21 protein-coding genes and 1 riboswitch are annotated in these 21675 nt (G+C 48.1%); of the genes, 11 read left to right on the top strand and 10 right to left on the bottom strand.

Annotated elements, in window-relative coordinates; all coding sequences use genetic code 11:
- Positions 1 to 87: 87 nt before the first annotated feature.
- The 3 genes from MKX36_RS20860 to isdC form a co-directional block, all read right to left on the bottom strand.
- Complete coding sequence (locus MKX36_RS20860; RefSeq protein ID WP_019688604.1) at positions 88 to 585, bottom strand: NEAT domain-containing protein; 498 nt, start codon at positions 583 to 585, stop codon at positions 88 to 90.
- A 31-nt stretch (positions 586 to 616) separates the two neighbouring features.
- A complete protein-coding gene (locus MKX36_RS20865) occupies positions 617 to 1084 on the bottom strand; it encodes an NEAT domain-containing protein (protein WP_031462237.1) in 468 nt (155 codons plus the stop codon).
- 72 nt (positions 1085 to 1156) lie between these two features.
- Complete coding sequence (gene isdC, locus MKX36_RS20870) at positions 1157 to 1672, bottom strand: heme uptake protein IsdC (protein ID WP_017425961.1); 516 nt, start codon at positions 1670 to 1672, stop codon at positions 1157 to 1159.
- A 398-nt stretch (positions 1673 to 2070) separates the two neighbouring features.
- Here isdC and MKX36_RS20875 point away from each other — a divergent pair, with 398 nt between their 5' ends.
- The 4 genes from MKX36_RS20875 to isdG are packed head-to-tail and all read left to right on the top strand — an operon-like array spanning position 2071 to position 5196.
- On the top strand, positions 2071 to 3048 hold the full coding sequence (locus MKX36_RS20875; RefSeq protein WP_193190220.1) for an ABC transporter substrate-binding protein: 978 nt from the start codon (positions 2071 to 2073) through the stop codon (positions 3046 to 3048).
- Between the two features lie 9 nt (positions 3049 to 3057).
- Entirely contained in the window at positions 3058 to 4056 is a 999-nt protein-coding gene (locus tag MKX36_RS20880) for a FecCD family ABC transporter permease (protein ID WP_025365838.1), read from the top strand.
- Complete coding sequence (locus tag MKX36_RS20885; protein WP_016820298.1) at positions 4053 to 4844, top strand: ABC transporter ATP-binding protein; 792 nt, start codon at positions 4053 to 4055, stop codon at positions 4842 to 4844. Before MKX36_RS20880 ends, MKX36_RS20885 begins: the two co-directional genes overlap by 4 nt.
- Position 4845: 1 nt before the next feature.
- Entirely contained in the window at positions 4846 to 5196 is a 351-nt protein-coding gene (gene isdG / locus MKX36_RS20890; protein ID WP_102997639.1) for a heme oxygenase, read from the top strand.
- A 115-nt stretch (positions 5197 to 5311) separates the two neighbouring features.
- Here isdG and MKX36_RS20895 read toward each other — a convergent pair whose 3' ends face one another.
- From MKX36_RS20895 to MKX36_RS20905, 4 genes are all read right to left on the bottom strand, one after another.
- Positions 5312 to 6322, bottom strand: a complete 1011-nt coding sequence (locus MKX36_RS20895) for an MBL fold metallo-hydrolase (RefSeq protein ID WP_019688607.1) — start codon at positions 6320 to 6322, stop codon at positions 5312 to 5314.
- A 210-nt stretch (positions 6323 to 6532) separates the two neighbouring features.
- Complete coding sequence (gene cydS / locus MKX36_RS25425; protein WP_014278118.1) at positions 6533 to 6643, bottom strand: cytochrome bd oxidase small subunit CydS; 111 nt, start codon at positions 6641 to 6643, stop codon at positions 6533 to 6535.
- 6 nt (positions 6644 to 6649) lie between these two features.
- The gene (locus MKX36_RS20900; protein WP_017425966.1) at positions 6650 to 7681 is read right to left on the bottom strand and encodes a cytochrome d ubiquinol oxidase subunit II; all 1032 of its coding nucleotides are present in this window, start codon (positions 7679 to 7681) and stop codon (positions 6650 to 6652) included.
- The gene (locus tag MKX36_RS20905; RefSeq protein ID WP_340865542.1) at positions 7678 to 9024 is read right to left on the bottom strand and encodes a cytochrome ubiquinol oxidase subunit I; all 1347 of its coding nucleotides are present in this window, start codon (positions 9022 to 9024) and stop codon (positions 7678 to 7680) included. Before MKX36_RS20905 ends, MKX36_RS20900 begins: the two co-directional genes overlap by 4 nt.
- A 359-nt stretch (positions 9025 to 9383) precedes the next feature.
- On the opposite strand from MKX36_RS20905, the gene MKX36_RS20910 reads away from it, so the two are divergent.
- The 4 genes from MKX36_RS20910 to MKX36_RS20925 all read left to right on the top strand — a co-directional run bounded on the left by MKX36_RS20910 (position 9384) and on the right by MKX36_RS20925 (position 14596).
- The gene (locus MKX36_RS20910) at positions 9384 to 9938 is read left to right on the top strand and encodes a MarR family winged helix-turn-helix transcriptional regulator (protein ID WP_290410263.1); all 555 of its coding nucleotides are present in this window, start codon (positions 9384 to 9386) and stop codon (positions 9936 to 9938) included.
- 90 nt (positions 9939 to 10028) lie between these two features.
- Positions 10029 to 11261: an MFS transporter gene (locus tag MKX36_RS20915; RefSeq protein ID WP_340865543.1), complete on the top strand. Its 1233-nt coding sequence runs from the start codon at positions 10029 to 10031 to the stop codon at positions 11259 to 11261.
- Positions 11262 to 11537: 276 nt separating this feature from the next.
- On the top strand, positions 11538 to 12671 hold the full coding sequence (locus tag MKX36_RS20920; protein WP_045245018.1) for a virulence factor: 1134 nt from the start codon (positions 11538 to 11540) through the stop codon (positions 12669 to 12671).
- Positions 12672 to 12792: 121 nt separating this feature from the next.
- Positions 12793 to 12995: riboswitch (Lysine riboswitch) on the top strand.
- A 134-nt stretch (positions 12996 to 13129) separates the two neighbouring features.
- On the top strand, positions 13130 to 14596 hold the full coding sequence (locus tag MKX36_RS20925) for an amino acid permease (RefSeq protein ID WP_340865545.1): 1467 nt from the start codon (positions 13130 to 13132) through the stop codon (positions 14594 to 14596).
- A gap of 122 nt (positions 14597 to 14718) precedes the next feature.
- On the opposite strand, the gene MKX36_RS20930 is transcribed toward MKX36_RS20925, so the two are convergent.
- Both MKX36_RS20930 and MKX36_RS20935 read right to left on the bottom strand, forming a co-directional pair.
- Positions 14719 to 16095 (bottom strand): MFS transporter, encoded by a 1377-nt coding sequence (locus tag MKX36_RS20930; protein ID WP_240753304.1) that lies wholly within the window; start codon positions 16093 to 16095, stop codon positions 14719 to 14721.
- A gap of 48 nt (positions 16096 to 16143) precedes the next feature.
- On the bottom strand, positions 16144 to 17271 hold the full coding sequence (locus MKX36_RS20935; protein WP_017425971.1) for a transglutaminase domain-containing protein: 1128 nt from the start codon (positions 17269 to 17271) through the stop codon (positions 16144 to 16146).
- 280 nt (positions 17272 to 17551) lie between these two features.
- Here MKX36_RS20935 and MKX36_RS20940 point away from each other — a divergent pair, with 280 nt between their 5' ends.
- The 3 genes from MKX36_RS20940 to MKX36_RS20950 are packed head-to-tail and all read left to right on the top strand — an operon-like array spanning position 17552 to position 20010.
- Positions 17552 to 17797, top strand: coding sequence for a FeoA family protein (locus MKX36_RS20940; RefSeq protein WP_016820309.1), 246 nt, complete (start codon positions 17552 to 17554; stop codon positions 17795 to 17797).
- Complete coding sequence (gene feoB, locus MKX36_RS20945; protein ID WP_340865547.1) at positions 17788 to 19797, top strand: ferrous iron transport protein B; 2010 nt, start codon at positions 17788 to 17790, stop codon at positions 19795 to 19797. Before MKX36_RS20940 ends, feoB begins: the two co-directional genes overlap by 10 nt.
- A gap of 36 nt (positions 19798 to 19833) precedes the next feature.
- On the top strand, positions 19834 to 20010 hold the full coding sequence (locus MKX36_RS20950; protein WP_016820311.1) for a FeoB-associated Cys-rich membrane protein: 177 nt from the start codon (positions 19834 to 19836) through the stop codon (positions 20008 to 20010).
- Between the two features lie 85 nt (positions 20011 to 20095).
- Here the strand turns inward: MKX36_RS20950 and xylB are convergent, their stop codons facing one another.
- Positions 20096 to 21619 (bottom strand): xylulokinase, encoded by a 1524-nt coding sequence (xylB, locus tag MKX36_RS20955; protein WP_340865548.1) that lies wholly within the window; start codon positions 21617 to 21619, stop codon positions 20096 to 20098.
- Positions 21620 to 21675 lie beyond the last annotated feature (56 nt).

The following is a 21675-nucleotide window of genomic DNA, read 5'->3' on the forward strand; positions in this document are numbered from 1 at the left end:
CCCTACTTAAAATATACTCATTTGGAGCTTTGGAACTAAGCTCCAAATGAGCATTCAGTTCAAAATCATTATCTCAAAAAGAAACCCTTAGATATCACTGTCGTCGAATTGGAATTGAACAACATAGTCGTGATCGTAAGGAATGCCGCCAGTGTATTCTTTTGGTACACTTACATGCAACTTAACGTTCAATTTTTGAGCAAAATTACTTACAGGAAACTCTACTATTCTTGTATCACCCGATGTACTTACCACAGTCGCGTTCACATACTGGCCGTTTTGTTGCGTTTTGAATTCAGTAACCCAAGCACTTTTAGTAATAGCTACTCGCACTTTGTATTGACCATTCGTAACTATCAGTGTGGCTGGTTTTTTTACATAACCATTGGTATCCATGTAAGAAGGCTCAGTGGTTCCATCTTTATAAACGGTATAAGGCAATTGATACGTTCCATTAGGCAAAGCCGCGTTTGCTTGATTAGCTGAGAATGGGGCTAGTACCACAAAAACAAGCGCAGCCATCAATACAGTGAGCATTACTTTTTTTATAGACAATTTCTCCATACGATTCATAATCATGTTCATGTTTTAATCTCCTTTTACGTTTTATTTTGGATTAGATTTCGTCGAATTGCAGTTGTACATCGTACTTGCCTGTGTAACCAATCACTGGGATGGTAATTTCAGCGTAAGCATTTACTTTGGCATTCAGGTCAGCCACTTCGAATTCCACGACACGAGTGTTGTTTGCCGTATTTGTGCTTACTACAGTCGCATCTTGCAATACGCCATTTTGCTCTACTTTGAACGCCGTAATCAGATTGCTGCTTTTCACAGTCAGACGAACAACATTTTTGCCATTAGCTACCGTAACCTGAGCAGGCTTCGTCAGATAGCTGTCCAATCGAGAAGTTTCATTGGTTTGATCCTTCAGAACGGTATAATCTACGTTATACGTGCCGTCGGCTGCTGATGCTTTAGCAGAAAGTGGAGCCATCAGTGCAAAAACAAGTGCTGTCATGATCAGTGCTACGAATGCCTTCTTGAAAGAAAATTGCTCAAAGCGATTCATTACCATATTCATATCTACACACACTCCTCAATTTTTTATGCTTGAATTTATGTTGATTTTATGAACGATAAAGATGGCTTCAATTTACTTTTTGGAAGATTTGGCTGATTTCGCTGACTGGACGGCTGCAACTTTTTTGATGCTTTTGGAATCAAAAGCGAAGCGGATCGTATAGTCATGATCGTAATTGTAAGCAGGGACAGTAACATGGATTTTAGAGATCAACGGGCTGTTGACACTCGCAATGGGAAATTGCACGGTGCGAGTATCGGCTTTGGCATCCTTTTGGATGACCTTGGTATCGATGATTTTACCTTTGTAATCCACTTTAAACCCGGTTGTCCATTCGCTATGATTCAGCTTAATTTGCATGGTCATTTGACCTTTCTTTACATACAACTTAGCTGGTTTTTCAAAATAATCATTAGCCATGGATACCGAATCATTTTCTGCCTTGAGAATATTGTATTTGAGCGTGTATGTACCATCCGCCAATTTTGGAGAAGCCGCAGCGGCTCCTACAGATGACGAAGTTGGCCAAAAGCTCAGCACACTCACCAGCAGAAACACAGCAATAATTGCAGAATACCCCTTCTTCATTTTGACAGCAGTCCCTCCCCACGAGAATATAACTAATTGATTATCATTCTCAATTGATAATTTAAAAAAATAGCTCTTTTCGAGCTTGTCTCCCCACCTCTCTATTCCATAATTTCGCAAAATCAAGTAAACCCATCACCAATATATCTTACACTTTTCGAAAATGTCAATATGTATTTGTGTGTACGTAATCCCTTGATATATGCTATTTTTTAATAAAAATTTGTAGTTCCTTCTTCTATAATTCGAATGACTCTCTTTTGTTTTTAGTTCAAAATTTATTTAAAAAATTGCTTTTTTCAATTGACAATACTCAGTGATATTCATTATCATTCACTTATACATAAATGAAAATGATTATCATTATTGTTTAACTTGAAAATTGCAGGAGGAATAACATGAAATCTTATGTGTTGTGGTCGTCCGCAGCGCTTTTATTGGCAGTTACCGGATGTAGTAATGGTACCTCCGCAGATCAGAAACCAGCCAGCGCTTCCGTATCTACCGCTTCAAGCACGACAAGCGGCGCGACGATTCAAGTTACTGACTTTTCAAAACGGACGTTGGCGTTTCAAAAGGTCCCTCAACATATCGTTGCGCTCAGCAATGGCGATCTGGATATTATTTACGCATTAGGCGGGACAGCCGTGGGCAGACCCAACTCCAATGGACCTTCCGTCGTACCTGCTGCTGAAAATGTTCAGCAAATAGGCTCCACCCATGAAGTGGATCTAGAGAAAATCACGATGCTCAAACCGGATGTCGTGCTAGGCAATTATCCTATGAATGAAAAAGACATTCCAGCTATTGAAGGAGTCGGTTCACAACTACTGCTGACTGGGGCCAATTCCGTTCAGGATATCCAGTCACAAATTACGCTGTTCGGACAATTACTCCAAAAGCAGGCCGGGGCCGTAAAGCTGAACCAACAAATTGACCAACAGGTAGTCAAGCTGCAAAAAGAAACAGCCTCTACCTCCAAACCGAAGGTGTTGCTGGTTTACGGAGCCCCGGCCACGTACATGGCGGCGCTGCCGAATTCTCTAGGCGGAAATATTTTGGAAGTTGCAGGTGGCTCCAATATCGCCGCTGATTTTCCGGGCCTGCAAAATTTCCCGCAATATGCGCAGTTGAACACAGAACGCATCGTACAAGCTGACCCTGATTACATTTTCATCATGACCCATGGTAATACGGAAGAGGTTAAAGCCGCATTTATAAAGGAAATGCAGGAAAATGCAGCTTGGAACGGAATCAGGGCAGTCCAAAACAATCAGGTCGAAGTTTTACCTTCAGATTTGTTCGGGACGAATCCGGGAACACGGGTCACTAAAGCGCTGGATTTGATGCACCAAAAGCTGTATCCGGCGAAATAGGCGATGACGATGAACAAACTACAGCGCACCAGAAGACGCACCATCGCCTGGATTACCCTTCCGATCTTACTGCTAGCTGTCTCTGTGTACGGTCTAGCCTACGGTTCGGTGTCGATTCCACTTCAAGAAATCAATCAGGTTTTGCTACATAATGATGAATCCACATATCGCACGATCCTAATGGATCTCCGACTACCCAGAGTGTTGGTGGGTTTACTGGTAGGCGCTTGTCTCGCAGCTTCAGGAGCACTTCTTCAAGGCGTCATGAAAAATCCATTGGCTGACCCAGGCATTATTGGTGTATCGGCTGGAGGTGGGCTTGCAGCCGTCATTACGATGGTGATGCTTCCACAGCTTAGTTACCTTCTTCCGGTAACCGCCTTTTTGGGAGCCTTTCTGAGTGCGATCGTCATTTACCTGCTGGCTTGGGACCGAGGGGCTTCCCCTGTCAAAATTGTACTGGCTGGTGTTGCAATCAACGCGTTGCTGGGCGCGCTCACCAACGGAGTAATGGTCATGTACAGCGACCGCGTACAGGCTGTACTTCCTTGGCTATCTGGCGGGTTAAATGGACGAAGCTGGCATCATCTGGAGTTCATGGCTCCTTACGCTATCATTGGCTTAATCGCCTCTTTGTTTGCCATTAAGCCTGCAAATTTGTTGCTATTGGGTGATGATTCAGCACAGCTGCTGGGCCAGCGGGTAGAGCTTCAACGGATGCTCATTATCTTGCTCTCTGCCCTGCTCGCCGGCACGGCAGTCAGTGTAGCCGGGCTGATCGGGTTCGTAGGACTGGTCGTTCCCCACGTTATTAGGCTGCTCATCGGGGAAGATTATCGTTTCCTCCTCCCCCTTTCCATTGTGGGCGGCGGAACACTGGTTGTCCTGGCGGATACAGTGGCACGCTCTTGGTTTGACCCAATTGAGCTGCCTGTCGGTATTTTGCTGGCCGTCATTGGGGCACCGTTCTTCTTAATCCTGCTCAAGAAACGGGGGAATTTCGGATGACAGCCATTCAGGGTAAGCATCTTTCCTTACAACGCGGATATTTCCAGCTGGACGATGTGAACATTACCTTGCCCGCCGGACAACTCACTGCCATTGTCGGTCCCAACGGCTCAGGCAAGTCTACGCTTTTGCGGATTTTGACCCGGCTGCTCAAGCAGGATCAGGGCAAGGTTTCCGTACTGGGCAGGCCCGTAGAGGAATATAAACGGCGTGATTTTGCCCAGACGATTACCATGCTGCCGCAAATGAAGGACATGCTGCCGTTATTAACAGTCCGTGAGCTGGTCGCTTACGGAAGATCCCCTCATACCAAGGGTTTGAGGACAAGTCCTACCAGACAAGACCAGCATATTATCGACCATGTCATGGGAATCACAGGCATCAAGCCCTATGCAGATCGGATGTTCCATACTCTATCGGGAGGTGAACAACAAAAAGCGCGAATTGCAATGGCCTTGGCCCAACAAACGGGTATTCTTTTACTCGATGAACCGACCACTTTTCTGGATATCGCCCATCAATTTGAAGTTATGGATATGCTGCGGCGTATCAATCACGAGTCCGGCTTGACGATTGTTATGGTACTGCATGATTTGCAGCAAGCTGCGGCCTATTGTCATCATATGATTGCGCTTAAAAAGGGACGAATCGCCGTCGCTGGCGAACCCCGTCAGATTTTGACGTCTGCTTTTCTTCGCGACATTTATGAAATGAACGCTACCATCAAATTTGAGGATGGCTATCCGGTTATTATACCGACCATACCACATCATTCAGGAGGAATTTAATATGGTTATCGTTACAAATACATCTAAAATTACACCGGGCAATGCCCACCTGCTCATCGAAAGATTTAACAAAGAAGGACAGGTTGAAAAAATGGAAGGCTTCCTCGGTCTGGAAGTGCTGCTGACGGAAAACACGAAGGATTATGAGGAAGTAACGATTAGCACACGCTGGCAGGAAAAAGAGAACTTCCAAGGCTGGACGAAAAGTGAAGCGTTCCGCGAATCCCACAACCACCGTCAAATTCCAGACTATATTATTGAAAACAAAATCACGTTCTATGAGGTTAAAATCGTTCGTCATCCCATCTCGAATCATGATTCCTCTTTGGCGAGTGATATCGAAGCCGTTTAATTCTGGACGGTAGCCTAAAACTAAAAAAAGCGGCTCGGCAGGCAAATTCATTGTCCACCGAGTCGCTTATTTTATCGGGATTTGCGAAATCCCCTTATATACGTTACTGAACCCTTCAGATTCTAGTTGAGCAACGGCGCCCAATTTTCAGCGTCTCTCCGTGCCCCAGTACATGGATGCGTTCCTTTGCAATCCCCAAGCGCTCTCGCTCCACTTCAAGACGATCCAGCGCCTCTCTCGGCGTATCGTCCGCCAGCTTAAAGGCTCCATAGTGCATCGGGATCATCTGATCTGCGCCGCAATCCACAAAGCCCTGCAACGCCTCCTCCGGTGTCACATGCTGTGAGGTCATGAACCATTCCGGTTCATACGCACCAATCGGCATAAAGGTCAGATCAATAGCAAAGCGCTCGCCAATCTCCTTAAACCCACGGAAATATCCCGTGTCTCCCACAAAATACAACGTAGGTGCCTCCGCTGAATCTGATTCTGCGTGAGCATCTGAGCCTGCAACAGACGTGGCAGAACCGATCACCTGCTGCTCACTTTGCAGAACGTATCCACCCCAATGTGAAGTATTGGTATCAAACGGCGTACGCCGTGTCCAGTGCTGTGCCGGAACAAATGTAATCCGCACTCCACCTACCGTAAAATGCTCCCACCATTGCAGCTCATGGCAGTTGCGAAAGCCTTTACGGATCATTTTCGACTTTAACCCCGAGGGGACGAGTATCAATGTATCTGCACGATATAACTTCCGCAACGATGCCAAATGTAAATGATCATAATGCGAATGTGACAGCAGAATGATATCCAGCGGTGGCACATCCTGAATGCGAATGCCGGGCGGAGCCAATCTTTTATCAAAAGCCATACGCTCTGCCCACACCGGATCGGTGACCATATTCAGCCCAAGGTACTGAATGAAAAAGGTTGAATGGCCCACCCAGGTCGCCGTCGCCATTTCCCGATTACTATGCAGAAACTCCAGCTCCGGGAGATGGTTGGGCACAACGAACGTGTAATCCTTTATTTTGCTGCGTCGCTCCTGCCGCCATTGTCTGAATTGCTTGATGGTTTTATCGGTATTTACATGATCCATATTGTTAAAACGCACTTTAGGCATGATGCAGCCCCCTCCCTGACAGACCCGTTCTCCAAAAAACACAACGGTTCAATTTAACTATATATTGTCACTCAAATGTGATCATGAAATGATGCAACATCCTGAACTATGTAAAGTATAATTCAATCACATCTGTAAAGGAAATCCTGCGATAATACAGCAAAAACAGACCTCCCGGATCTATCAGAAGGCCTGCTCCACATGTTATTGTCAGTCCTGTGGATTTTTAAAGCGTGCCGAATAAATAAACAAAAACACAATCGCCACCACGATAATGATCGGCGACTCATACATGATCGTAAAATGCTCGAAAGCAACCACTCTAACTCACCCCTTCTTTCCCGCTTGTCCTCGTACATACTTTGCATCGAACAGAAACAATCTCAATATCAGGATCAGCGAAGGAATCAGCACCAGCAGACCCGCAACAAACGCCGTAATCAATGCATACGCCATCGTAGAGTTCGTAAAGCTGTTATATACATTAATGTAGGGATACAGAACATACGGAAGATGTGAGCGGCCATAGCCATACCAGGCAAATGCAAATTGCAGCATCACCAGGATGAAGGAGATACCCAAATGCCGCCGCTGCCAGACCAGATACACTGCTCCCACAAAGCATATGAAGGATGCGACAAACATCCAGGCCATACTAAGCATATTGGCAAAATGGTCCGGATTTTGTTTGTTAATCTGGAAAAATGCGAACAAACTCGCCAAAATCGTAGGAGCACTCCAGAGTAACGCGTACCCTCGTACGATTTCAAAAGCGACCTTGTCCCCTGCCCTTTTGGCATAAAAGGACAAAAACATCGCCGATATATACAATACACTCACCAGCGCCAGAATAATAACTGCCCACGTGTAAGGGTTGCTTAATAGCTGGCCCCATTGCAGATGAACACCTGTGCTGTTCTCTATAATAATGCCGCCTTCTGAAATAGCGAGGACCGTCGACAGTGCGGCGGGAATCAGCAGCCCAGTCGCACCGTACAATGCCATGTAGACGATATTATTTTTACCCGAATGCCCATACGTATTGTAAGCATAATATACTCCCCGGATCGCGAGCAGCACAATCGCAATACTGCCGGGAACGAGTAACGCCGTACCATAGTAATAAGCCGCATCCGGGAAGAACCCGTTTAATCCCACCACAAAAAAGATGAGAAATACGTTCGTTACCTCCCATACCGGAGACAGATATCGTTGAATGATATTGTGGATTTTATTCTGGTGGCCTGTCAGCACGCTGTAAAAGCTGAAAAAGCCTGCACCAAAATCAATGGATGCCACAAGCAAATATCCAAACAGGAAGGTCCACAATATAGCGATACCTACAATTTCATAGCTCACATGCCTTCAGCCCCTTCCAGGCCCAGCTGTCTTATCTCTTCCACGGCATCCTTATTACGGAATAGCTTGCTGAGTACCTTGATGGCCGAGAAGCACAGCACCAGATACAAAATAACAAACAACACCAGCATCCACCCAACACTTGTAGAAGTGGTTGCTGCTTCTGACACCTTCATATATCCGCGTAAAATCCACGGCTGTCTGCCGACCTCTGCAAACATCCAGCCCAGCTCAATAGCTACCATCGCCATCGGTCCGACCAGAATGAGCGCTAGCAGCAGCCATTTGGGGTAGGGTTTGCGACCTGGCAAACGCTTACGGATCAGATACAGCAGTGGGATGACGAGAATCAGCACTCCTGTGGTGATCTTGAGGTCAAACATATAATGAATAGACAGCGGCGGACGCTCCTCCACCGGATAGTCATTTAACCCCTTAACCTCCGTACTAGGCAAATTACCTGCCAGGATACTAAGTGCATAAGGCACTTTCAGGGCATATTTGATTTCACCGTTTTCGTCCATAAAGCCGCCATATACAAAGGGGGCGTGCGTCATCGTATCAAAATGCCATTCGGCGGCAGCCAGCTTCTCCGGCTGATATTTGGCCAGAAATTTGCCGGATGCGTCTCCAATCAGCACTGTGCTGATAGCAAATACAATGGTACAGGTGGCCGTCAGCTTCAGTGCCTTTTTAAAATAAGGGTGATTACGCCCCCGCAGCATGCTGTAAGCAGCCAGCCCCATCAGCACCCCTGCGCTCAATGTATACGAGGAAGCCAGTACATGGGACACTTTGGTCGGCGTGGCCGGGTTTAGCATAGCCTCGATGGGATGAATATTGGTCATGACTCCATTTTTGAGTGTAAAGCCTTGAGGTTGGTTCATGAACGAGTTCACAGTCGTAATAAAAACCGCTGAGGCAGACGAGGCAATCGCCACCGGGATGAGCAGCATCAAGTGAAAATATTTACTTTTAAACCGATCCCAGGTATACAAATAGATGCCTAGGAATATTGCTTCGATAAAGAAAGCAAACGTCTCTAAAAACAGGGGCAGCGCAATCGCTTGTCCGGCCACCCGCATAAAGGTAGGCCACAGCAAACTGAGCTGTAGACCAATGGAGGTGCCTGTCACGACGCCCACGGCGACAGTAATGACAAACCCCCGAGCCCACCGCCGTGCCAGCAGTGTATAATGCGGATCACCAGTTCGCAGCCCGCGCCATTCTGCAAGTGCAATCATTAAGGGTACGCCAACGCCGATGGATGCAAATACGATATGAACAAACAGGGTAATTCCGGTCAGCATCCGGCTTAGCAATACAGGGTCCAGTGAAGACAAATGGGTTTCACTCCTTCATTTCACATTTTTAATAGGGAAAACTTCGAATTCACTCTTGATTACCAACTAGGGAGTCAAGCGAGCTATGCTTTTAATTACGGCATATAGCATAATGGCCGCAATTACTATACATACAATAATGAGCGTTCTTTCCTGCTTGCGGAACATAGGAACGCCTCCTTCACTTATCTTTTGGCGCATTTTGGTAACCTATTTACAGTTTGGTTCATTCAGCTGATTTTTAACCCTGCTTCTGTATTGAATGTAGCAGTATTTCTTTCTAGATATTGTTTTATTCATGACAATACGTTATATTGATATATAGTTAGATAACCTAATTATATGAAAAGAGTGAACTTATGCCGCCAAAACAAAGTAAGCGGGACTTCATCCAGCAATCTCTTCCTCGTCTGGGACCAGAACCTTATCTAGAGTTAATGGATCAAACTGCGCTTGCAAAAACAGACCGGCGACTTGCCCGTATTGGTCTCTTCTTGCTATGGACAGGTGATAATGTGCTCGACGCGGTAGATTTGGATCTAGCTGCTTACGGCCTGACAGAGAGTAAGCTAGATTTATTGTTGCTATTGACATTGCACCAATCCCAGTCTCAGATGAGCCCCTCTATGATTGCCGACCGTCTAGGCATCCGACGTGCATCTGTAACATCCCTCCTGGATTGGACAGAGCAACGAGGCTGGATTATCAGAGAACATAGTTCTACAGATCGGCGCAAAATTCATGTACGCATTACAGAAGCGGGTTCTCACCTTGTACAGCAAGTGCTCCCTGTATTTTGGTCTTCCTGTGCTTCCCTAGCGAGTATTTTGGAGCCCGAGGAGCAGATCGTTTTTTCACGGATTATAGAAAAAATCCATCATCATATGGAAGACAAACTGGGGGTGGGCAGGTAATTTTTTTTTGAACATATAATTAGGTTATCTAATATATTTAATTGTTTGCATTTCAAATTACTTATTTGATGATGAAGGAGTGTTCTATTGATGAGTAAACTACGAACAAACGATACCGTTATCCAGAAGGAAAATGTTGCTCTCCCTTATGCATGGATGACTGTAATCTTATGCTGGTCAGCGGTTGTCGTCATGTCCAGCCTGTATGTGACGATCCCTTTGGTCCCTCTCTTTGCTAAAGTATTTGGAAAAACGCTAGCTGAAGCAGCTCTGCCGGGAAGTATCTTTTCCTTAGGCTTTGCAGCGGGATGTCTTATTTATGGAGGATTGTCTGATCGCTTTGGACGCAAGCAGATTATCGTCGCTGGATTGCTCGCATTGACGATCCTTTCGTTATCCCTCAGCTTAACCAGTCAGTATTCTGTATTAGTTGCACTGCGCTTGCTTCAGGGCTTGGCGGCAGCCACCTTTTCCCCCGTTGCTCTCGCATACGCCGTAGACATGTTTCCAACCGAAAAACGGGTAACGGCCATCGGCTTTATCAGCACCGGTTTTCTAGTGGCAGGTATTGCCGGACAGGTATTTAGTATTATCATCAGCGAACAAATCGGATGGAATATGGTATTTCGGATGCTAGGTGTTTTGTACGCAATCACCTTCCTGATCGTTCTTTTTTTCCTGCCTAAAGCTCCCTCCCCGCAACGAGGGGTTCGTATTTTGGCAGCCTTCGGTCAGTTGGGGACCGTTCTGCGTTCGTATCCTTTATGGTTAAGCTACACGATTGCTTTTGTTCTTCTGATGTCATTTGTGAGCATGTATACGGTTTTGGGAAGCTACCTTGGCAGTCCCGAATTTGGCCTGAATAGTAGACAGATGCTATATGTCAGGTCGGCTGGCATCATCGGCATGCTTCTCTCACCCTTCGCCGGAAAATTGGCCCTGAAATTCGATGTACACCTTGTATTACGTACAGCTCTTCTTCTTTCCATCCTTAGCTTGGCGCTGATGGGAATGACACATTCTCTAATAGCTATCGTGGTATTAAGTGTATGTTTTGTCAGCGGCATTGCCCTGAGTGTCCCTTCACTCATTACAATAGTTGGTCAGCTCGGCGGGGCAGCAAGGGCCATAGCGGTCTCACTATATACCTTCATCCTGTTTGCCGGTACGAGTATAGCTCCTATGCTTTCCATTCGTTTGATGGGGAATGGCGGCAATCAGATGACTACATTTATGCTGCTGGCGGCTGTTCTGTCTGTGGGACTTATCGCCTCCCTGCTCATTCGCCGCCGTCAAAACGATCCACTGGAGCGGGATGCATAATACAACATCCGACTAAAACCGAACTTAAAAGTTACCTATAGTGCCACTGCGCAATCGGATGTTACTTCCCACCGCACCGTCCCCGGATTTCTAGAATAAAACCTATGAAATACTCCTATTTAACAGGTATACTCATCTAAATCATGTGATATATGTCATTGTGTTTTCTCTATAAACGAAAACTCTCTCTTTGGAGACCTACGCAGAATGAGGTACAATACAGATAAGCTATATATGATATATGGAGAACTTTTGAACAGGAGGCTGTACCGAGCTATGAAGATAACATCTATCGAGCCAACTCCCAGTCCGAACACCATGATGCTGCATCTGGATGAGCGACTGGAAGCGGGTATCCGCAGAACATATACACGGGACAATGAGCGTTCAGCTCCCCCATTTATCCGGCGTATGCTGGCCATTGAAGGGGTCAAAAGCGTGTTTCACACGACTGATTTTGTAGCCCTTGACCGTAAAGGAAATGCCGATTGGTCTACTATTCTGGGTCAGGTCCGGGATCAGCTAGGCGAGGAAGGTGCTGACGCGAATTGGGATTTACCAGAGGAAACCTCTGGGGAAGCGTTTGGTGAAGCACAGGTTTTTGTACAATTTTTTCGCGGCCTTCCCATGCAAATTCGAGTTAAAGCGGGTCAGCAGGAGGAACGAATTTCCTTGTCCGACCGCTTCGTGCAAGCCGTTACCCGCGTAGCAAGTGCAACGCTGATCAAAGAACGTAAGCTGAGTGATTACGGCGTCCGCTACGGTGAACTGCCGGATATTGCTCGCGAGGTTGAGCAGGAATTGGAGGCAGCCTTTCCGCAGGATCGGCTGGAACAAATTATCCAGCAGGCGATTGCCCACGGCGCGGACAACAGCGAATTCGTGGAGGAACGCCGCGAGTGGAGCGATGCCGAGCTGAAGCAGGCCCTGCAACACGAGGACTGGCGCACACGCTACGCTGCACTGGATCGGCTGGAGCCGACGCCCGAGCATTTGCCGCTGATCCGGCAAGCGCTGCATGACGACAAAATGCAGCTGCGGCGGCTGGGAGTCGTCTATCTGGGCGATATTCGTACACCGGAGGCGATGGAACTGCTGTTCGAGGCGCTGCGCGATCCTTCAGCGGCAGTACGCCGCACCGCTGGCGACACGTTGTCGGACATTGGCGATCCCGTCGCTACCAGTGCTATGATCGGAGCCCTATCGGACAGCAGCAAGCTGGTTCGCTGGCGTGCAGCCCGTTTTCTATACGAGGTTGGAACCGAGGATGCGCGTGATGCACTGGAGAAGGCCGTCGAAGACCCCGAATTCGAGGTCAGTCTACAAGCTAAAATGGCGCTGGAGCGCATCGAATCAGGCGAGCAAGCCGCAGGTACGGTTTGGCAGCAGATGGCCAAGCGGAACTCCTGATTTAAGAATCGATAAGTGGATTTTCAAAAAATTGTCGATTGTCAGAAGGTGTACAGGTACGATATACTGTAGTTCGCTATACAATATAATATCATGTCATACACCTCATCAACCTGTTTTATGATGAGGTAGAGGTCGCGGATGTAATCAGTACACTGGAGGAGACGCCAAGAGCCGTCTGAGATTCCAGTAGAAAGGTACACCCGCCGAAGTATGCGGAGCTGACTCTTTGTAAATACTCCGTATGCTGGGGCTGCTAACCGAAAGGAGCAGAACTGTCACGCGATGTCCTAACACAGACACGTGTGTTGAGCTATCTTGTTATAGAAGAAGGTATGGTGCGGAATGCATAGACAAGACCGCAGGCGTATTCCCTGCGGTCTTTTGATTTATATACTCCCCCTCCTTCTGGCTCTTGCCCTGACATGAAATACAATTTCATGAAGGAGTGTTTGAACGTGCAACACAAAGCAACACCTGACGCAACCTTGCGTAAAAGTCTCAAAGCCCGTCATATGACGATGATCGCCCTCGGCGGCTCGATCGGAACAGGGCTATTCCTCGCCAGTGGAGGCGCGGTCGCCGAAGCTGGACCCGGCGGTGCCCTGCTGGCTTATGCAGCAGTTGGCCTTATGGTCTACTTCTTAATGACCAGCCTCGGTGAGTTGGCTACGTTTATGCCTGAATCCGGCTCTTTTAATACCTATGCAGGTCGCTTCGTCGATCCGGCTTTTGGTTTTGCCATGGGTTGGAACTTCTGGTACAACTGGGCAGTAACGATTGCTGCCGAATTGGCAGCAGCGACCGTGCTCATCAAATACTGGTTTCCAGAAAGTCACTCTGCTTGGTGGAGTCTGTTATTCTTGGCCATAATCTTCTTGCTGAACGCGTTGACAGTCAAAGGCTACGGTGAGTCCGAATACTGGTTCGCGATGATTAAAATTGTGACTGTAATCATCTTTTTGGCCGTAGGGGTGCTGATGATTTTCGGCATCATGGGTGGTCCTGCGGTGGGCTTTGCCAACTTCACGGTAGGAGATGCCCCGTTCCATGGTGGATTCTTCGCTGTATTGGGCGTATTTATGGCTGCGGGCTTTTCCTTTCAGGGAACCGAGCTGATTGGGGTAGCCGCTGGCGAAAGCGAAAATCCGCGTGACAATGTGCCACGTGCCATCCGTCAAATCTTCTGGCGTATCTTGTTCTTTTATATTCTCGCGATTCTCGTTATTGGTTTGATCATTCCGTATACGAATCCGAATCTGTTGCGAGGAGATATCAGTGATATCGGAGTCAGTCCGTTCACGCTCGTATTTGAAAAAGCAGGGCTTGCCATTGCTGCCTCAGTCATGAACGCCGTTATTTTGACCTCCGTATTGTCGGCAGGCAACTCGGGTATGTATGCAGCGACTCGGGTACTGTACGCTTTGGCGCGGGAAGGTAAAGCCCCCCGTTTCCTTGGGCGTATCAATCGACGCGGCATTCCTATGAATGCACTTCTGATTACGACTGCTGTTGGTATGCTGGCTTTTCTCGCCTCCCTGTATGGAGACGGTGTAGTCTATAACTGGCTGCTCAATGCCTCGGGAATGTGCGGATTTATTACGTGGGTTGGGATTGCAGTCAGCCACTATCGTTTCCGCCATGCCTTTACTGCACAGGGTCACAGTCTGAGTGAGCTTCCATACAAAGCCCGCTGGTTCCCGTTTGGACCGTTGTTCGCCTTTGCTCTATGTATCATTGTCATTATCGGGCAAGGGACGGATGCCTTCACCGGACAGGAGATTGACTGGAAAACGATGATCGCTACGTACATGAGTGTACCACTGTTCCTTCTGCTGTGGCTTGGCTACAAATGGATCAAACGTACTAAAATCGTTCCGCTAAAAGAATGTGATTTGAGTTCAAATCCGCCTTCGGATAAATAATAGAATACCGTGTGTGATAAAAAGCCCGTCTCCACATATCAGGGAAACACGCCGATACACCTGGTCCCAAGACCGTTATCCGCATGTTCCCCTGTATATGCCCGGAGACGGGCTTTTTCTGTTTATTTGGAAGAAGCAGCTACTTCAGCTGATAAAGTCATAGATAAGGCACGACGACTAAAAATACCGTATATGACAGCAATCAGCGTCAACACCGCAGAAAACAAGTACAAATTAACGATACCCAGATGATCTGCAATCCAGCCCATTAAAAGCAGCGAAATACAAAACGTCAGGCTTGTCAGCGTAGCCTGGGCGGACAGCACCTTAGGCAAATCATGTACCGACACACTCATTTGCATCATCGTGCGGCGGGAGACGACCGACATTTCCGCAGGTAGCCCCATCAACAGCACGATAAGCAGCGTTAGTGGCGGTAATGTGTTCAGTGCGTACCAAGCTGTCAGCAGTCCATAGCCTGCCATTCCTGCTAGCATGGCGGGCAGCAGTCTGCGCTGCAACAGCTTGACGCAGGCAAGGACTACTATGCCACCGCCAATCGCCCCTGCAAAATACGCGGCATTGATGTATCCCCACCATGCCTCGCTCTTGTGCAAGACCTGCTGAGCGAAGGCAAGCGTGAACGCGCCTACCCAAACCGATCCACCCAGCAGGTCAATCATATCCATAAAAATAAGAGCCTTCAGTCTGCGACTGGCTCCGATGAGACTCCAACCTTCTCGCAGTATTTCCTTTTTACGTTTAGGAGGCACCGACGGACTCTCTGATTCCGGACCATACAGCTTATCTTCCAACTGTGCGGGAGGCAAGTCATGATGCCCTTGTCCCGGCTCGGTTACAGCCTCATAAGCTGAGACATCTCCATTTTGCACCCTTGTTCCAGGCTGAAGCAAATAATGGGCTTTGCCTTCTAGGGGATCTCGAATCAAGCTGGTGAAGATCAGCGCTATCATGTACAGACCGCCAGCCACCAGCAATGTTTTTTCCGAGCCCAGCATAGCTACGAGCACACCACTAAGCCCCCACCCCGCTAATTGCACCGTCTGATCGCTGACCGATACCAGACTGTTTGCCCGCATGAGCCCTTCCCCGGAAGCAAGGCGGGGAATCAGCGCGTTGCGCGCAGGTGTAGTCCAGCCGTCCAGAAAGGACATGGCTGTCACCAACGCAAACACAATCACCCATACGGGCTCCGTGCCCGCTGACCACAAGTGGCCCAGCAGTACAGCGAAGAAGGCCAGTTGTCCGAACTGGGAAACGAATAAAATAAATGGAAGCTGGAACCGGGCCAAAATGAGCGGTGCCAAAAAGCCGCTGATCATCTGTGCACCCATTCGCAGCAACGGAACGAGCACCGAAGAGAAGATCGAGTCTGTTTCATGAAAAACCAGAGACACAAGTGCCATAATATAAAGAATGTCGGCCGCATTGGACATCGTCTGCGTGCCAAGCAAATAGGTAAAGGAACGCTTGTGCATATAAATTAGAATACTCCTTTGTTAATGTAGCTTTTTACAGCAAAATCATCAGGTCCATTTTAGGGTTACACGAAGATTGCCGGTACTTCCAAGATCCGTAATCTGATAGGAAATGGACTTCAAGCCAAGTTGATATAAGGATTGCAAATCCTCCTTGAGACTTCGTTCCGTCCCCTGATAGCCGAAGGTAAGTGACGTTCCTCCCTTATTTATCACCTTATGAACCTGCTCCTTGATATCGGCGGATGATTTGACCAGCCCCTTGCCGTCTTGCAATGGATATTCCAGGTTATTGTACAGTTTTTGATACACGGTAGCCTTTGATCCTCCAGTAGCTATCAATGCCGATAAGGTTTCCCGATACGATGTATTCGCCTGAGGGTATTGTTTCACCCATGAGTGATCCCGCCGCATTTCTGAATCCGTCAGCAGATAATATGAAGTGCTTACCTCGTTCGCGCGATCGGGGGTCGGGTCATCCCATGTCGTATCCATGTGATACCATCGGCCATCTAATAAAACAAGATTCCATGCATGCAGCTGTCCCCCTGCTCTACCCTCCACAATCCGATTCGTAATCCCTGCTCGTTCGAGCATTTTATAGGCCAACAGCGAATAACCCTGACACACTGTGCTGCCCGTTTTCAGGCCATCGTAGGCTGTGTACTTTTGCTGTGCTTCATCATACTTCAGGCGAACGACGATCCAATCATGAATGGCCTTCACCTTTTCGTGATCCGTCATTCCCTTCGTAATGATATCCCCCAACACAGCTTGAACTGTGCTATCCACATATGCCGTCTGTTCCTTCGTCTCCCGGTAGCTTAAACGAATCGTAACCTGGGCGGAGGTGGTTGTGCCTGTATAGCTGAATGCGTAGCTTTTGATCGTATAATTCACATACGGATCGCTCTCCATCGCCTGTTGGATGGCTGTCTGTAGCTGCTGCTTGAGACCGTTCACTCGCCCTTGATATGTAAAGGTCAGCGTTTCACTCCGCGTAGCCATTGCCTGTAAAAGCTTGTTCTGAAGCTGCTGCGAGGATACGGAGGAAGTCGGCTTGACCGACGACGCATACACATTGCTGCCCCACTCTACAGCCTGCGGCAGCAACACAGCCAGCGCCGCACCTGCAACCAGACATTTTACAAGCCTAACCCCGATTTTTCTGTTCATACAGAGCGTTCCTGCCCTTCTTAGCATAGTTGTAAACAGCTCTATCTTACCATAAAAACAGTTGCCCCAAACGCTCTAGTTTTGTCGGTTGCAGGCGAGTAAGAGTGCATTTAAAGGCAGGTTGTGACACCATGCTCTGCTATATAACAGTTGGGACCTTAGGCAAACATGTCGTTCGCAGAGAATTTTATCACAGCAATCTAGTACTCCTCATGATATGGTACTGGCATCGGAAGTAAATGATATTGATTCTCATTCTAGATCAGAAAGGCTGAGCACCATGCCAGAATGTATCTCGCTCCTTCGTACGCCATTAGGCCAAACTGTGCGTTTGCAATCTCTTGCCCCTCTTCATCCCTCATTGCGCCGACGCTTAACAGACATGGGCATCAACGAAGGCTCCATCATACGCTTAAAAAAAATCAGTCTATTGGGCGGTCCTATTGTTATTGAATGCAACGGACAACTGGTCGGCCTCCGTCAAAATCAAGTGAAACAACTGGAGGTTGTTCCGACATGGACATGATCGCTCTTTTTGGCAATCCCAATACAGGTAAAACCTCATTATTCAACAAGCTGACTCGTACGTATGCAGAAGTAGGCAACTGGTCCGGCGTCACCGTGGAAAAGAAAACAGGAATTCTGCGTGACAAGTCTGCCGTATTGGTGGATTTGCCAGGTGCCTATTCTTTACTCCCTCTGTCGCTGGATGAAGGCGTCGCTACTCGTTATTTGCTGGAGGAGCCGCCTGCGGCGCTGATTAACATCGTGGATGCCTCCCAGCTCCAGCGCAATCTTTATCTGACTGTACAGCTATTGGAATACGGCCGTCCGCTTGTACTCGGCTTAAACATGACTGATGTAGCCGATGCAACCGGTCTTCGGGTAAACAAGGAACTGTTGGCTGATCAATTGAACGTTCCCATTATTCCTATGGTGGCACGTACAGGTAGCGGAAGTAAGCAAATGCTTGCTTCCCTTCGAGAGGTCAGACATACATCCAATGCTTTTCAACTGGATTACGGCCCCGCCGTCGAAGCTGCTATTAAGGATATTTGCAACTTGCTGCCGAATACATCTGTGCCTCAGCTCCGTTGGGCCGCATTACAATGTCTGGAAAACAATCCGGTCGTCATGGAATGGATGACGAATGAGAAACAGCGTGAACAAGTAACGGCACGCATCCAGCGTTGCGAAGAAGAGCTTCTCAGGGAAGGGTATGCCATCCCCCCTGCTCAGCATATTCGTTCTGTACGAACAGCATGGATTGCTGATCTGTGCACCAAGGCAATTGATACATCCAAACTCAGACCTCACAGCCTGACGGATAAGCTGGATGCACTGCTAACTCATAGGTACTTGGGGATACCGATCTTTTTACTGCTGATGTACGCTACTTTCAAGTTTACCTTCGATTGGGCGGGTACAATTCTTTCAGATATGCTAGATGAATTTTTTTCAGGGACACTCAGCAGCTGGATTTCTGAATTACTCGTTCACCTGAACGCGTCCGCTTTTACGCAAAGTCTAGTCGTGGACGGCATCGTGGCTGGGGTCGGGGGTGTGCTAGTTTTTCTGCCTCAAATTGCTATTTTATTTCTGATTATCTCGGTGATTGAAGACTCTGGGTATATGGCACGGGTCACGATACTCATGGATCGCTTGATGCAGGCTGTTGGCTTGAACGGGAAAAGCTTCATTCCCTTCATTATTGGATTTGGTTGTAATGTTCCGGCCATTATGGCGGCACGCACCATCGAACAACCAAGAGAACGCCTCATTACAACTTTGCTGGTACCCTTTATGTCATGCTCGGCCCGCTTGCCAGTCTATGCGTTGTTTGCAGGTGTGTTTTTCCCGTCACATGCGGCAAGCATTATCATGCTGATGTATGTGTTAGGGATCACCGTATCGCTTGTACTTGCCAAAATTTTTTCCAAAGTATCTATTTTATCAGGTGAGCCTTCCCTCTTCATCGTGGAGCTCCCTCCCTATCGGGTACCGCAGGCTCTTACCTTATTTCGCAGCACATGGGAAAAGGTCAAAGGCTTCGTCCGTAAAGCCGGAACGATTATTCTTGCAGGCTCCGTTGGCATCTGGCTCTTGTCCAATTTCGGTCCGCAGGGCTTCGGCGCAGAAATGGATGACAGCCTGCTCGCTACAATTGGAGGATGGTTTGCACCTCTATTGGCCCCTCTTGGTTTTGGTACCTGGCAAGCAGGCGCGTCCCTGCTCACAGGTTTTATGGCCAAGGAGGTAGTCGTATCGACTATGAATATCATTTACCACGTTCCCGATATGCAGGGATTGGAACTGCAAATCAGTCATGCTTTTACACCGCTTGCCTCATTTAGCTTTATGGTGTTCATTCTGTTGTATGTGCCGTGTCTGGCCACGGTAGCGGTTATTCGCAAAGAGACACTCTCTTGGCGCTGGACTGCATTTTCTGTGATCTATCCTTTGACCGTTGCATATATCATCGCCGTCTTGATCTATCAGTGTGGCAGATTATTAGGTTGGGGTTAATTCAGGCCCTACAGTATATAGAAGGAAGTGGATTCCATGATCAATGTAATTATTTTATTGGCGATCCTCGGTTATAGTGCGTGGGTGTTGGTACGATTTTTGCGAAAAAGCCGCCAAGGCGCCTGTGCCGGCTGTTCATCAAGCAAGTCATGTCCGGGCTGTGCCGTGAGCTCAGTGAATGAAGATCATGCGAAAATGAAGAAAAGTATTTAATTCATAACATCATTACATGTAAAAAGCGGCTTCGGGGATTTCTACACCCGAAGCCGCTTCTCATTTAAGCTCAAAGCTCACCATATTACCGATAGACCGCCAAATGCTCACTTAGCTCCCGTGTGTGTAGATACACTTCACGGTATAGCTCGTATAAGCCTTCATATTGTGCCACACGTTCTGGGTTCGGCGAATATCTTGCTGCTTCACGCAGAAAAGCTTCAGCGCACGCTTGCAGCGATTCAAACCACCCGCTACCATAGGCAGCCAGCATAGCTGCTCCCAAGGCAGGTCCCTGCTCACTTTCCAGCTTGACGATATCCGCGTTAAAAATATCGGCCTGCATTTGCAGCCATGCCTCATTACGCGCTCCGCCGCCGATGGAAATCACTTCATTCACCGTTTTTCCCGTGCCTCTAAGAATATCAATGGATTCCTTGAGCGAAAACGTAATTCCCTCCAGTACCGCTCGTGTAAAATGCGCAAGCTTATGCCCTGTATCCATCCCGATAAAGCTGCCTCGAATAGTTGCATCCGGATGAGGCGTACGTTCGCCTACGATATAAGGCGTGAACAGCAGCCCTCGGCTGCCCGGCTCGACCGAGTTCACATCTTCCAACAATGCGTCAAAGGAATGTTCTGGCGCAAAGGTATCCTTAAACCAGGTCAAGCTGTATCCAGCCGCGAGTGTAACTCCCATGATATAATAAGCATCCTGCTCACTATGATTAAAAAAATGGGCTCGCCCCTGAACGTCGATATCCTTGCGTTCCTCATAGGAAAGCACAACTCCTGAGGTGCCGATGCTGCACAAGGTGCGGCCTTCGCTCAAAATGCCAGCGCCAATCGCGCCACATGCGTTGTCTGCTCCACCTGCATAGACCTTGGTCTCAGACGAAAGCCCGCTCTGCTCCGCAATCTCCGGCAATAGTGTACCCGTCTGGTCAAAGGATTCCACCAGTGGCGGGAACAGCGACAGCGGCAGATCAAACGCAGCAGCGATCTCTTCGCTCCACTGCTTGTTCGCGATATCCAGCAGTAATGTGCCCGCCGCATCCGAATACTCCATCGCCAGTTCTCCTGTGAGACAGTAGCGCACATAATCTTTAGGCAGCATAAAATGGGCCGCACGAGCCAGCACGTCTGGCTCATGCTCCTGCACCCACAGCAGCTTGGGCAGCGTGAAGCCTTCCAGCGCGCGGTTGCGCGCGATACTTAGCAGCGCTGGCCCGAGCTGTTCTTCAATACGGCGGCATTGTGCCGTTGTGCGCGTGTCATTCCAAAGAATAGCCGGACGAAGCACTTGGCCTTCCTTGTCAGTCAGCACAAGCCCGTGCATCTGCCCCGAAAAGCTAATGCCGTCCACAGCATCTGTTCCGGCGATTCCGGCCTTCTCCACAAGCTGTTTCAGTGATGCTAACGTGCCACTGACCCAGTCCTCAGGATGCTGTTCGCTATACCCTGCTTTCGGCTGATGGAGAGGATAGGACTGTGAGGTTTCATAAGCCACTTGCCCCTTGCGGTTGACCAGCACCGTTTTAACTGCGCTGGTACCCAAATCCACGCCGATGACATAACGCTCCTGCTCCTGATTTAGCTTCTCCTGCATTGGAGTTCCTCCTTCCCTTTATCGTGAAATCCTTATTTCATATATAAGCTCTGGCA

It is taken from the genome of Paenibacillus sp. FSL W8-0439 (assembly GCF_038008995.1).
GTDB lineage: Bacteria > Bacillota > Bacilli > Paenibacillales > Paenibacillaceae > Paenibacillus > Paenibacillus polymyxa.